Annotated in this window: 14 protein-coding genes; 6 read left to right on the top strand and 8 right to left on the bottom strand. The window is 51.8% G+C overall.

Translation table 11 applies throughout. The features are described from left to right. Positions 1–67 precede the first annotated feature (67 nt). The 3 genes from DUE52_RS24090 (at position 68) to DUE52_RS24100 (ending at position 2,354) form a co-directional block, all read left to right on the top strand. Entirely contained in the window at positions 68–640 is a 573-nt protein-coding gene (locus tag DUE52_RS24090) for an RNA polymerase sigma factor (protein ID WP_114408633.1), read from the top strand. A gap of 105 nt (positions 641–745) precedes the next feature. Next, positions 746–1,324: a FlxA-like family protein gene (locus DUE52_RS24095; RefSeq protein WP_114408634.1), complete on the top strand. Its 579-nt coding sequence runs from the start codon at positions 746–748 to the stop codon at positions 1,322–1,324. Next, a complete protein-coding gene (locus tag DUE52_RS24100; RefSeq protein WP_229312289.1) occupies positions 1,299–2,354 on the top strand; it encodes a hypothetical protein in 1,056 nt (351 codons plus the stop codon). Before DUE52_RS24095 ends, DUE52_RS24100 begins: the two co-directional genes overlap by 26 nt. Here the strand turns inward: DUE52_RS24100 and DUE52_RS24105 are convergent. Together DUE52_RS24105 and DUE52_RS24110 are read right to left on the bottom strand one after the other, a co-directional pair. After that, positions 2,348–2,854, bottom strand: coding sequence for a cupin domain-containing protein (locus DUE52_RS24105; protein ID WP_114408635.1), 507 nt, complete (start codon positions 2,852–2,854; stop codon positions 2,348–2,350). The genes DUE52_RS24100 and DUE52_RS24105 overlap by 7 nt on opposite strands. Positions 2,855–2,887: 33 nt before the next feature. Then, positions 2,888–4,309, bottom strand: coding sequence for a M14 family metallopeptidase (locus DUE52_RS24110; protein ID WP_114408636.1), 1,422 nt, complete (start codon positions 4,307–4,309; stop codon positions 2,888–2,890). A 174-nt stretch (positions 4,310–4,483) separates the two neighbouring features. Between DUE52_RS24110 and DUE52_RS24115 the strand changes: the two genes are divergently transcribed. Then, a complete protein-coding gene (locus tag DUE52_RS24115) occupies positions 4,484–5,815 on the top strand; it encodes an APC family permease (RefSeq protein WP_114408637.1) in 1,332 nt (443 codons plus the stop codon). A 229-nt stretch (positions 5,816–6,044) separates the two neighbouring features. Then, the gene (locus DUE52_RS24120) at positions 6,045–6,488 is read left to right on the top strand and encodes a DinB family protein (protein ID WP_114408638.1); all 444 of its coding nucleotides are present in this window, start codon (positions 6,045–6,047) and stop codon (positions 6,486–6,488) included. A gap of 9 nt (positions 6,489–6,497) precedes the next feature. Here the strand turns inward: DUE52_RS24120 and DUE52_RS24125 are convergent, their stop codons facing one another. The 6 genes from DUE52_RS24125 to lipB form a co-directional block, all read right to left on the bottom strand. Continuing rightward, a complete protein-coding gene (locus tag DUE52_RS24125; protein ID WP_114408639.1) occupies positions 6,498–7,067 on the bottom strand; it encodes an NADPH-dependent FMN reductase in 570 nt (189 codons plus the stop codon). Between the two features lie 59 nt (positions 7,068–7,126). Next, complete coding sequence (locus DUE52_RS24130) at positions 7,127–7,564, bottom strand: nucleoside deaminase (protein WP_114408640.1); 438 nt, start codon at positions 7,562–7,564, stop codon at positions 7,127–7,129. Between the two features lie 53 nt (positions 7,565–7,617). Then, positions 7,618–9,981: a ribonuclease R gene (gene rnr, locus DUE52_RS24135; protein ID WP_114408641.1), complete on the bottom strand. Its 2,364-nt coding sequence runs from the start codon at positions 9,979–9,981 to the stop codon at positions 7,618–7,620. Between the two features lie 138 nt (positions 9,982–10,119). After that, complete coding sequence (locus tag DUE52_RS24140; protein WP_114408642.1) at positions 10,120–10,851, bottom strand: 3'-5' exonuclease; 732 nt, start codon at positions 10,849–10,851, stop codon at positions 10,120–10,122. 35 nt (positions 10,852–10,886) lie between these two features. After that, on the bottom strand, positions 10,887–11,300 hold the full coding sequence (locus DUE52_RS24145) for a hypothetical protein (protein ID WP_114408643.1): 414 nt from the start codon (positions 11,298–11,300) through the stop codon (positions 10,887–10,889). Between the two features lies 1 nt (position 11,301). Next, positions 11,302–12,036 (bottom strand): lipoyl(octanoyl) transferase LipB, encoded by a 735-nt coding sequence (lipB, locus tag DUE52_RS24150; protein WP_114408736.1) that lies wholly within the window; start codon positions 12,034–12,036, stop codon positions 11,302–11,304. A 93-nt stretch (positions 12,037–12,129) separates the two neighbouring features. On the opposite strand from lipB, the gene DUE52_RS24155 reads away from it, so the two are divergent. After that, positions 12,130–12,483: a YraN family protein gene (locus tag DUE52_RS24155; RefSeq protein ID WP_114408644.1), complete on the top strand. Its 354-nt coding sequence runs from the start codon at positions 12,130–12,132 to the stop codon at positions 12,481–12,483. Positions 12,484–12,513 lie beyond the last annotated feature (30 nt).

The following is a 12,513-nucleotide window of genomic DNA, read 5'->3' on the forward strand; positions in this document are numbered from 1 at the left end:
TGCAACGTTGACGTAATACGCCGTGTCATTGAGAAGAAAATCAGCCGCATCCGATTCCTCAGGCCGCTTGGAAACAAAGTTGTATATAGACCGACATGTCGAACTCGTAGAAAGGTGTAAACAAGGTGAAAGACGTGCCCAATACGAATTGTATAAGCATTATTCGAAAGCCATGTTCAACGTCTGTATGCGCATCCTGAACCACGTGGGGGAGGCTGAGGATGTGTTGCAGGAAGCCTTTTTAGATGCTTTCAATAATCTCCATTCGTTCCGGAATCAATCGACGTTTGGAGCGTGGTTGAAGCAAATCGTCGTCAACCGGGCTATTAACCACCTGCGGAGCCGAAAAAGCCGCGCTGGTCTCCAATGGGTCGATCTCGACTCGCAACGTCTGGGGGAAGATGATGGCCTGGATGTGGCCGACACCGAACCGTTTGACGAAGACGGTATTCAACTGGAAGTCGATCGGGTGCGCCAAACCATGCAGGGACTGCCGGAAGGCTATCGGGTGGTGTTATCGCTGTATTTGTTCGAAGGCTATGATCATGAGGAAATCGGAGCCGTGCTGGGCATCAGCGAAACCACCTCCCGAACGCAGTACATGCGGGCAAAAAAGCGGCTTTTGGAATTGTTAAAATAAATTGTGAATGAGCGATTGAGTGAATGAGCGAATAGTTTTGCCAATTTTTTACTCTCTGCGGAGCTATTCGCTCATTCACTCATTCACTCATTCGCTCATTGAGTTATGATGAAAGACAAATTAGAACGATTTGTCCGGGATAACCGGGAAGATTTCGATGTATTTGAGCCCCGAGCAGATTTATGGAAAGATCTGGAGAAAGGACTTGGGCACAAAGAACGTCCGTTGTGGCAACGTCCGTTGGGATGGTCAGGCTTGAACGCGCCCCGCCGGATGGTCTGGCAAATTGCGGCTACCATCTTGCTGATGCTGGGTCTGGGCGGTTTCTGGTATGTTAACCAGAAGTACGGCATGACGGAGCAGCCCGATATGATGGCTTTCAATCCGGCTTACGCCCGAACTGTGCAACAGTATACCCGGCTGATCGAAGACAAACGGGGTGAATTGAAAACGGTTCTGGAAAGCAATCCAGCTCTCTATCAACAGTTTGCATCTGATCTGGACCGGCTGGAGAAAACCTACCAGAACTTAAAGCAGGAGCTTCCGAAAACACCCAATCAGGAAATGATGATTCAGGCGATGGTACAAAACCTGAAAACCCAAATCGACCTGCTAAACCAGCAGTTGATGATTATTCAGCGTATTAAGCAACAAAACAATGAAACGAATAAACTTCCTGTGTAATTTTCTGCTGGTCAGTACCCTGTCTATCGGTCTGGTTATGGCTGAAAATACGGAACTGAGCGAGCGGAAAAAGACGATTGTAAAAGTATACGACGTAACGTCCAAAGATCACTTAATGGTTGAAAATCAGTTTGGTAACGTTAACATCAACTTGTGGAACCGGGATGAAATCCGGGTAGACATTACCATCAAAGCGAGTTCCAGTTCCGAAGACCGCGTTCAGAAATACCTCGATGCAGTCGACATCAGCGAAAAACGTAACGGCGACCAGATTATCCTGAAAACCACCATCGATAAAAGCGGCTTTGGTGGAAACTGGATTATGAACCGCAACAAAGACGGCGAGAAAAATTTTGTTCAGATCGATTACCAGGTTTCTATGCCGAAAACCAACGCGTTAACGGTGAAAAACTCCTTCGGCAACACCACCATTCCGACGTTCAGCGCTCCCTTGACCATCAATCAGCAGTACGGTAATTTCTCGACTATGGAACTGAATGGCAATCAGGTCGATGTAGACGTACGATTCGGGAAAGCCGATATTCAGGAAATGGGTAACGGAAAACTGAACATTCAATATTCAAAACTGCAGTTGGAGAAGGCCAACAACATCAACCTGAACAACCAGTTTGGCGGACTTTGGATTGGTGAAGTGAGTCGGCTGGATGGCAAAATTGGCTATTCGGGGGCCAAAATCGGAACGATCAAACAGTCGTGCAACATCAAACTGGATTTCTCGGGCAGTTTCAAGATCGACCAACTGAACAAATCGGTCGATAACATCGACATCCAGGCCAATTATTCGTCGGTTGTTTTGCCGATGGCGCAGAGCAGCGATTACAATTTTGACGTGACGGTGAGCTACGGCGGGTTCAAGTACCCTTCCGATGGCCGGATCATGATCAACGCCCAGCCCAACAACGACGATCGGGGGGTGAAACTGAAGAAACAATACAGCGGCAAAGTCGGAAAAGGAACCGCCACCAAAGTCCGCGTGGTGTCAACCTTCGGCGACGTGAAATTTCAGTAAGGCGTAAGCAACTCGATCACTTCCCGGCACTGCGGATAGTCGTTTAATAGCTCCGTCCGGTTGGCCAGCTCAAAATCCGCAAAGTCAAATCCCGGCGCCACGGTGCAGCCCACCAGCGAATAGGCCGTTTCCGGTGCCGGTTTCGAGCCAAACCAGCACCCGGCTGGCACAACGGCCTGAAAGACTTCACCTTGTTCCGGATTATTCCCCAACCGAATGATTTCCAGCTCGCCCGACGGGTGAATCACGTAGACCAGCAGCGGGCCACCGGCGTAGAAATGCCACATTTCGTCGGCCTGAATGCGGTGCAAAGCTGATAGGTTGTGGTTTTCCAGCAAAAAGAAAATGCCGGTGCTGAAACTCCGTTCTCCGGAAAACCGGGCAGGCAGAGCTTCATGTGGTATTTTTTCGGCGGAGCGGTACGTCTCAGCAAAATAACCGCCTTCGGGATGGGCTTGCATCCGGTAGGCATCGATCCAGTATTGCGCGGGAAAATTCATGAAATTGATTTGTTGGATAGGGTTATGGGATGATTATTCCACCACGCCGGTGCCTAGTTTATTGGAACCGTTGCTGACATCCAGCCAGAATCCGTTGACAAAGACGTACCGCAACTGATTACCCCGGCGCAGCACGAAGGTCGGAATCCGCCCGGTCTGAATGGGTCGGGCGGCCGAGGTGGTGGGCTGAAGCAGGTGAACCGGCGCGAGGTGCGTGGTGGCCCGCGACGGTGCGGCCAGCCGGAACGTCGTCACGCCCTTCTGCACGAGCGAATCCAGCTTGTATTTTTTCAAATCCGCCAGCGAACGCAACGTGTCCGGGTGAATCTGCCCCGGCGAAACCGTCAAACCGGTCGCGTCGATTTCCTCAATTCCGAAAAAGGTGGACAAATCGCCGAAATCGTCGATGGAACTGCGGTAGCCAAACGTGGCGGCATTGCCGACGTTCACTTCGTACCGATTGATGCCAATATCGACCGTGACCGGTTTTCCGCCCCGCATGATCTGCGCTTTCCGAATCAACACATCGAACAAATACCGCTCGTTTTCGGGAATGGTATTGTATTCCGAACGGGATTCGGCCTTGTACGAATCCGTCGCAATGGCCTGTAAAGCCGTCAGAATGGACACGTAATTCAGTTTGCGGATGAACTGCTTCTCGGGATCGTTCGGATAACCGCCCGATTCGATCAGAATCAGCGTTGTTCCCCATTTCTGGATGTTATCGCCGAAGGCGCGCGGCTCAAACTCATCAGAATACCGTCCGACGCCCCCCGGAATAAATTGCTGCAAGACCCGGTTCATGCCCACGATCAACTGCATCGACCGTTCGCGAACAGGATTGATGTTCCGGGCTTCGTCGTAGGCCGTCGCCAGAAACGAAATGGTGGCTTGTTTGGGCGTATGGCCGACGCTGTAGCGGGTGCTCTGGTCGTGGAGGTTAAAGCCCACTTCCGGCTTCAGCGATTGCTGTAAGCCTTTCAAAATCACCGATTCCGGCGATTGCAGCCGTAGGGCATCCCGGTTTAGATCAATATCCAGGGCGTTCCGGCGCTGATACCGTTCGGCACCGTCGGGGTTCAGCATCGGCACAAAATAGAGCGTCGTTTCGGCCAGCAGTTTGGTTTTGAATTCATCAAATTCCCCATCTGCCCGGAGCAGGTTGAAGATGTCGAAAATTGCCATCGTTGCCGACGGTTCGTCGCCGTGCATCTGCGACCACAGCAGCACTTTTCGCGGTCCGGTGCCGACTTTAATCATCTGAATCGGCCGTTTCTCGACGGATTCGCCCACTTTCGTGATGTCAAACCGGCTGTCGGTTTTCAGCCTGTCAATGAGTGGTAAAATGTCGGCCTGCTTGAACCGGCGGTGGGTGAGGGCCGTATCGCGGTACGTATCGTACGTATCGAACAAGTGCCGGGAGAAGGTCAAATCCTGACTGTATGCGGTGGTCATTATGACTAAATTAAACGCAAAGATCGAAAAGGCGGTAGTAGATTTCAACATCTTTGTCATTCGTTTATCCTGTGAATCCCGTAAAAAAACCGGTCGAAATGGATTCCTGATCGTTTCTGCCAAATCTGACGCTAAAAATAGCCGGTTTTTGGCGAAAAAGCCTATTATTGTAGCATGACACCCCCCGAAACGAACCGTCCTTCCCAACTTCTTCGCCTGTTGGGCGTAGGCTTCGGCGTTGCCGTCACCATTGGTGGCACCATCGGCACCGGTATTCTCCGCCGACCCGGCACCATTGCACAGGAGTTGGGGCAGCCGTCGCTTGCGTTGCTGGTGTGGGCGCTGGTGGGTGTTTACGCGCTGATTGGCTCGCTGCAAGTGATTGAACTGGGCACCATGATTCCCAAGGCGGGGGCGTGGTATGTGTTCGCGCGCCGGGCCTTTGGTGATTACGTCGGATTTGTGATCGGGATCAGTAGCTGGCTCGGGAGCATTGCGGCCATGGCCTTCGGGGCTGCTGTGATGGGGGAGTACATTGCGCTACTGGTGCCGCCCCTGACGGCGTACATCAAGGTAATCGCGATTGGTATTTTGCTGGCTTTCACGGCCTTTCACCTGATTGGCGTCCGACTCGCCAGCCGGGCGCAGGAGGTCATGAGTTTTATCAAGGCAGTAGGTTTATTGGCTTTTGTTGTTGTTTGTTTTGCGTACACACCCGACGAACCGCTGCAATTTTCCGGCGACAACACCATCCCCATCGAAGGGTCGCTACTGGTTGGCATTCTGGCGGCTTTGCAGTCGGTTTTTTATACCTACGATGGCTGGCACACGGCGGCTTATTTCACGGAAGAAGACATTAATCCCAACAAAAATCTGCCGCGTTCGATGATGATTGGCGTTTTGCTGATCATCGGAATTTATCTGCTGGTCAATCTGGCGCTGTTTCATGTGCTGCCCATCGAGCAACTGGCCAAATCCAAACTCCCGGCTGCTGATGCGGTTCAGGTTCTGTTTGGTCCCGCCAGCGCGAAAGTGGTGACGCTGCTGCTCATGATTTCGATTATGGGGATCATCAACGCGCAGATCATGTTCAACCCCCGGGTGTTGTTTGCCATCAGCCGCGATGGGTTGTTTGCCCGGCTTTTTACCCGTGTGAATGCCGGTGGAACACCCGCTCCGGCCATGTTTCTGACCGTCGCCATGTCGATTCTGATGATTGTCACGGGAACATACAGCAAACTGTCGGATGTGGCTTCGTTCTTTTTCGTACTCTGTTATGCAGCGGCTTTTGCTTCCCTGATTCGGTTGCGAAAAACCGCCCCGGAACTCCCGCGCCCGGTTCGGGCCTGGGGCTATCCCTTCACGACTTGGCTAATGCTGCTAGCGTCGCTGGCGTTTCTGGTGGGCGTTATTTACAGCGATCTCTACAGCAGTGCCTACGCCGTTGGGTTCATCATCCTGAGTTATCCGTTGTTTTTGCTGGTAAAGCGACTGAATCGCCCTTGATGTTGTCCTGAATTACGAACAGGATAGTTCAACCGCTACAAAATGAGTCATCCCTATGGGATTTATTTCACTCAATCTACTCTGAATCAGCGGGTTAAAACCGGGGTATAGAACGAGGTTGGTACAAAATCCCGGAGGGATGATTCATAGAGTACCAACGAACGCTTACTATTTAAAGTAAATTAATCAGGGGAATGAAATAGATCCCTTAGATGATTCCCAAACGACCATGATTCAAACCATAAAGTCCCTATTTACCAGAGACCTCTACCGGCTGAAACGGGAAATCGAACTGTATCAGGACGAAGCGAACTTATGGATTGCCGACCGGGCCATTACCAACCCGGCCGGCAATCTGTGTTTGCATCTCGTGGGCAATCTGAACACCTACATTGGGGCGGTTTTGGGCCATACTGGTTACATCCGGCATCGTGAACTCGAGTTTTCGCTCCGTAACGTTCCCCGAAGCGAACTGCTGCAGAAAGTAGATGAGACGCTTCAGGTCGTTCTCCATTCCCTCGATCAGATGCAGGAAGAGCAGCTTCAGGAGGAGTATCCCCTGCTGGTGTTTGACGAAAAAACCAGCACCGAATACTTCCTGATTCATCTGACAACCCATTTGACGTACCATTTGGGACAGATCAATTACCACCGTCGGCTGCTGGATCTATAAGCTTGGTTATCAGTCGTTTTTGCGAATCGCCGTCATGCCTTTCGTCCAGCGTACCAGTTCAGTAAGCATCGTCTGGGCCGCTTTGTGGCTTGTTTCGTTGGGTTCAAATTCTTCCTGTTCATTGATGAACTGATCAAAAAACGGAATGTTGACGGCTTCGAACAAGGGAACAACTTTCAGCGCAATCAGGTCTGATTTGAGGTGACTGGCGGCCCGGGTTCCGGCCGAAATGCCACCGTAACTGACAATACCGGCGGCTTTGTAGGCCCATTCCTGCACCAGGTATTGCAGGGCATTTTTCAAGGGTGCCGGATAACTGTGATCATATTCTGCCGTCACGAAAATAAACGCATCGGCTTCGTCAATGCTGGCACTCCATTTTTTCGTGTGTTCGTGAACGTACTGCTTCAGACGCGGATGAGCGGGTTCGTCCATGAAGGGAAGCTTGATCTCGGCCAGATCCAGCACTTCGATGTTAAAACCGCCGTGTTGCCGGGCTATTTCCGCAATCCAGGCCGTAACCAGTGGTCCCTTCCGGCTGGGCCGCACGGTCGAATTGATAATTTTCAGATTGTACATGATGGTTGGTTCAATTGGATTCGCACAGCGCGACTGCTCCACGCGGCTGCTTCGCGCGACTACAATTCCCCAATATCCTCGTTCCACACCTCCGGTTTCTGAGCGATAAACTGGTTCATCATATCGACGCATTCAGGTAAGTCAAGGTCGATGACTTCCACGCCGTGTTCTTCCATGAACTCCCGCGCTCCGGGAAACGTTCGCGATTCCGCTACAATCACTTTTGGAATCTTGAACTGCACGATGGTTCCGGCACACATGTAACACGGCATGAGCGTCGAGTAAATCACGGTATTGCGGAAGGAACCCACCCGTCCGGCGTTGTTGAGGCAATCCATTTCGCCGTGCAGAATGGGGTTGTTTTCCTGCACCCGTTTGTTGTGACCCGATGCGACCAGCTTGCCGTCTTTCACCAGGGCCGAGCCGATGGGAATGCCGCCTTCCGAAAGGCTCTTGCGGGCCTGACGGATGGCTTCCTGCATGAATTCGTCGTTCATAAAATTCTCAGGGATTCACCCTGGGCTAGTGATGAAACGCCTACAGCGTATATTTAACGCCTACGGCGTTCTTTGCCGGTTTTTGGAGTAGTGCCAGACGAGCCGGAACGTCGTTGCGAACGGGATTCGCCCTCCGTGTTTTCCCGGCGGGTCAGGCGGCTTTTGAGGGGCGTTTTCAAGGCTCCCTTATCATCGATCAAAAACAGATCCAGACTCCGGCGGGCCAGATTGGCTTCTTTCACCTTCACCGTTACGGCATCGCCAAACGCGAAGATCTTCTTGTTTCGTTTGCCAATCAGCCGGTAATTGTCCTTGTCGAAATCGTAGAAATCATCGCCCAGATCGGTCATGCGCACGAGCCCTTCCGCGCTGGTTTCGGTGATTTCGACAAACAGGCCAAAATCCGTTACGCCCGTGATAATCCCTTTGAACTCCTGGTCGCGGTCCATGCGGTTCATGAACTCGACCTGTTTGTATTTGATGGAAGCCCGCTCGGCTTCAACGGCCACGCGCTCACGGTCGGACGAATGCTTGCATTTGGCTTCATATTCTTCCTTGTCGACCGATTTGCCGCCGTCGAGGTAGTGCTGCAACAGCCGGTGGGCCATCATATCGGGGTAGCGACGGATGGGCGACGTAAAGTGCGAATACCGCCGGAACGACAGACCAAAGTGTCCAATGTCCTCGGTGCTATACCGCGCTTTCGCCATCGTCCGAATGGCGAGTTGCTGCAACGCATTCTGCTCGGGTTGTCCTTCCAGGCTCTCCATCATCGTGTTGAACGATTTGGACAGTTCTTTTTCGCTATCGATCTGGAGTTTATACCCAAACCGCCCGGCAAACGTGGCAAACGTCTTCAGTTTCTCGAAATCCGGCGAGTCGTGGACCCGGTAAATCATCACGTTCGGGTGTTCTCCGCGCGTTAAACCGTGTACGAATTCCGCGACCCGCTTGTTGGCCAGTAGCATGAATTCTTCGATCAGCTTGTGGGCGTCTTTCCGTACTTTCGGATAAACCGACAGCGGAACGCCGTTTTCGTCCAGCTTGAACTTGACCTCAACGGTTTCGAAGTTGATGGCACCGTGCCGAAACCGGTCGTCGCGAAACTTGAAGGCGAGGTCGTTCAACAGCCGCAGTTCTTCCAGGTAATCCCCGTGACCGCGATCGACAATGTCCTGCGCTTCTTCGTAGGCAAACCGGCGGTCGGAGTGAATCACCGTCCGCCCAAACCATTCTTTTTTGATTTTGGCGTCGGGCGTCAGTTCAAATACCGCCGAAAACGTCAGTTTATCTTCATTCGGCCGCAGCGAACACAGGTTATTCGACAGTTTTTCGGGCAACATCGGCACTACGCGATCCACCAGATACACCGACGTTCCGCGTTTGAAGGCTTCGTCTTCCAAAGCCGTACCCGGCTGAATGTAGTGGGTGACGTCGGCAATGTGAACCCCGATTTCATAGTTGCCATTGTCCAGCATCTGAATCGACAGCGCGTCGTCAAAATCCTTGGCGTCGTCGGGGTCAATCGTAAACGTCGTAATGCCGCGCATGTCGCGCCGTTTGGTGATTTCTTTCTTCGGAATTTTCTCCGAAATCCCTTTCGATTCTTTTTCTACCGCATCCGGAAAGTCCACGGGCAGGCCAAATTCGGCCAGAATCGCGTGCATTTCGGTATTGTTTTGCCCGGCGGGTCCCAACACGGAGATGACTTCGCCCTCGGGCCGGTGACGGCTGTCGGGAAAACGGGTGAGACGAACAATGACTTTGTCGCCATCTTTTGCTTCGCTCAGTTTATCTTTCGGAATATAAACTTCTTCGTAAATTTTCTTGCTGTCGGGAATCACTTGCCCGTAGTTCGGCCAGGTCGAAATTCGGCCAACCAGTTCAGAACGACCGCGTTCCACAATGCTGACGACTTTCCCTTCGATCCGGCGGCTCCGGGTTTGCGAACCGCGCGAAAAACCGCCGGAATTGGACGATCCGCTCAGTCGCACCACTTTCACTTTGTCGCCGTCGATGGCCCCGTTCAGGTCGTCGGTGCTGACGTAAATGTCATTGTCGCGGTCGCCACTGCCGGTGCTGACGAAGGCAAACCGGGGGTTCACGTGGTCGACGGTACCTTCGGTGGTTCGGTCGGTTTCGTTAAACTGGTAGGTGCCGTCGGGATGGCGGGTCAACTGGCCTTCGTCGGCGAGTTCGCCCAGCAGGCCGTGGGCAATGAATTTCGTTTTCCGGTCAACGATGTCGAAGTTGTCAAGGACATCGTTTTGGGAAAAAGAATCTTTGTTATTTATTTCAAAAAAAGCCGCAATGTCGTTCTTCATTTCGTCCAGAAATGAGTCGGCCGACGGAACCGGGCGGTTCTGCGGGCTTCTGCGGCTGTGTTGTTCTCGTGGTTTACTTCGGTTATTTCTCATGTTTTTCGTTTAAAACGTTGGGGTTTGGAAGGGTTGTTTCGCGGAGTTGAGCGGAGAAAAAGGGAGTTTCGTAGAGATTTTTTTAATAAGCTCCGCTTAACTCTATTTTCTCCGCTCAACTCCGCGAAACAACTCACTTTACTCCAAGCGCGTGATGTGTTGGTCTTTCACCAACGGGGCGCCTAGTAAGCGCAGATACACCTGCACCAGCGTCACGATGGACGAACGGGCGTATTCGCGCACTTTGGCCATTCCCTGCTTCTGGTAATACACTAAACTGGTTTGATCGCCGGTCAGTTCGAGCGGTTTGGTCGGCAGGTTCAGAACGGCCGACAGCAGATCGAGCGGGACGAAGTGGCGACTATCGCCAAACCGCCACATTTCCAGCACATCCTGGTGCGGAATGTCCCACGGTTTTCGGCCCGACAGCCGGAGTGTGGCCGGTAGTTGGTGCTGATGAACCAGCATCCGGCGGCACAGATACGGATAGTCAAATTCCTTGCCATTATGGGCGCAGAGAACCAATTCGCTGGGCGGGTATTTTTCGATGATGTTGATAAACTCGCCGAGCAGGGCTTCTTCGTCATCGTTGGCCAGCGTTTTCACTTTCAGGAACATATTCTCTTCCTCGTCCCAGTATAAACCGCCGATGCCGATGCAAACGATTTTGCCGTATTCGGCGTAATACGAAGCCCGGTTGTCGTACCATTTGGCGACCGACCAGTGTTCTTCGTTCTGAAAATAGCTGATTTTCTGGCTCCACTGTTGCCGGATTCGCTCGTCCAGTTCATCGTAGGAAGGCGCTCCGGCAACGGTTTTGATGTCGATAAACAACAGGTTTTTAAGGCGTTTTTTCCAGGATACGGGCATGGCAGTGGAATAGCAAAAAAGCGGAATGACCAGGTTCAGGCGTGCAGAATTCCTTCCAGCCCCAATTCACTGATCAGGATCAGGTTCTGTTCGGTAATGCTGTCCGGCACGAAGATAAACTTTTTGTCAAAAATCTGGTCGCCAATGTAATAGCTAACCCAATATTGGTTGTTCAGGTGAAACACATCCGGCATGATGGTTTCAACGGCAACGTACTCATTCGGCTGAAGTTCAGCAAAATAATGCCGTAATGTAGACGTCGTTTGTTGCAATTGCTGCGTTTCATCCAGAAAACCGTAGCCTTTCGACGTCACAAACACGTTCCGGATCATGACGTCATTCTGATTGATCAAATACACCTGCCAGTCATACTGATCCAGTTCCGTCGGTTTTCGTGCAATAACGACTTGTATTCCTTCAACGGGTAAAAACGAAATATCTCTCTTCATTCTAACGAATTAACTCCATTTCAAATAAGTCCGCCAGATGCTGACTGACGCGTTCCATCACGTCCGAAATCGGAACCTCGCGGCCCAGTTCAGCCTGCATCGACGTAACGGCCTTGTCGGCAATGCCGCAGGGCACAATATGATTAAAATAACGCAAATCCGTATTGACATTCAACGCAAATCCGTGCATCGTTACCCAACGGCTCGCTTTGACGCCCATCGCACAGATTTTCCGGGCGGTTCCATTCCGGCGGTTTTCGTCGGATTCGTAGCCCAGCCAAACCCCCGTCAACCCGTCGATTCGGCCCGCATTCAGGCCGTAATCTGCCAGCGTTCGGATGATGGCTTCTTCCAGCAGGCGCATGTAGCGGTGAATGTCCGTAAAGAAATTATCCAGATCCAGAATGGGGTAGCCCACCAACTGGCCCGGCCCGTGGTAGGTGATGTCACCTCCCCGGTTTATTTTATGATAGGTGGCCCCGATGTTTTCCAGAAACGCAGCGTTCGCGAGCAGATGATCTTCCTTTCCGCTTTTCCCCAGCGTATACACATGGGGGTGCTGGCAGAATAATAGATAATTGGACGTCAAACGTTGCTGGTCGGCGGGCTGGCTGCGGTTGGCGATTTTGGCCGCGACGATCTCCGCCAATAACCGCTCCTGGTAATCCCAGCCAGCCTGGTAATCGAGAAGGCCCAGATCCTGAATCTGTACCTGTTTATTGCAATGACTATTCATTTTTGCGTAATCAGTATAGAAAAAACACCAAAGCGGGTCGGTTTCGTTCGTATCCAATCAATCGGTTTTCCGTCTAAGTAGTAAAAACGATCGATGGCACAGCACAATGACACCGGCAAACAGGGCGAAGACGAAGCCGTTCGCTACCTCCAACAGAAAGGTTATCAGATTCTGGAACGCAATTACCGCCACCAACACGCCGAGATCGACCTGATCGCCCAGAAAGGCAAGATGGTCATTTTTGTGGAAGTAAAAACGCGGACCAGCACCCGTTTCGGCCACCCGGAAGAGTTTGTGAACTCTGCCAAAGCGCGGCTGGTCATGAAAGCGGCTGAGCATTATATTTTCGCGAAAGACTGGCAACACGACGTCCGTTTCGACATTGTTGCCGTGACGGTGACGCCGGAAGAGGTGAACGTAAAACACATTGAAGATGCGTTTTACTAATTTTGTTTCCCATAAAAAAAAGGGTAGTTT

The organism is Larkinella punicea, from assembly GCF_003334855.1.
Lineage (GTDB): Bacteria > Bacteroidota > Bacteroidia > Cytophagales > Spirosomataceae > Larkinella > Larkinella punicea.

Bases quoted from the DNA above. Each gene is read 5' to 3' on its own strand.
- DUE52_RS24095 (WP_114408634.1), top strand. From the start codon at position 746: ATGATGAAAGACAAATTAGAACGATTTGTCCGGGATAACCGGGAAGAT.
- DUE52_RS24100 (WP_229312289.1), top strand. From the start codon at position 1,299: ATGAAACGAATAAACTTCCTGTGTAATTTTCTGCTGGTCAGTACCCTG.
- DUE52_RS24105 (WP_114408635.1), bottom strand. From the start codon at position 2,854: ATGAATTTTCCCGCGCAATACTGGATCGATGCCTACCGGATGCAAGCC.
- DUE52_RS24110 (WP_114408636.1), bottom strand. From the start codon at position 4,309: ATGACCACCGCATACAGTCAGGATTTGACCTTCTCCCGGCACTTGTTC.
- DUE52_RS24115 (WP_114408637.1), top strand. From the start codon at position 4,484: ATGACACCCCCCGAAACGAACCGTCCTTCCCAACTTCTTCGCCTGTTG.
- DUE52_RS24120 (WP_114408638.1), top strand. From the start codon at position 6,045: ATGATTCAAACCATAAAGTCCCTATTTACCAGAGACCTCTACCGGCTG.
- DUE52_RS24125 (WP_114408639.1), bottom strand. From the start codon at position 7,067: ATGTACAATCTGAAAATTATCAATTCGACCGTGCGGCCCAGCCGGAAG.
- DUE52_RS24130 (WP_114408640.1), bottom strand. From the start codon at position 7,564: ATGAACGACGAATTCATGCAGGAAGCCATCCGTCAGGCCCGCAAGAGC.
- rnr (WP_114408641.1), bottom strand. From the start codon at position 9,981: ATGAGAAATAACCGAAGTAAACCACGAGAACAACACAGCCGCAGAAGC.
- DUE52_RS24140 (WP_114408642.1), bottom strand. From the start codon at position 10,851: ATGCCCGTATCCTGGAAAAAACGCCTTAAAAACCTGTTGTTTATCGAC.
- DUE52_RS24145 (WP_114408643.1), bottom strand. From the start codon at position 11,300: ATGAAGAGAGATATTTCGTTTTTACCCGTTGAAGGAATACAAGTCGTT.
- lipB (WP_114408736.1), bottom strand. From the start codon at position 12,036: ATGAATAGTCATTGCAATAAACAGGTACAGATTCAGGATCTGGGCCTT.
- DUE52_RS24155 (WP_114408644.1), top strand. From the start codon at position 12,130: ATGGCACAGCACAATGACACCGGCAAACAGGGCGAAGACGAAGCCGTT.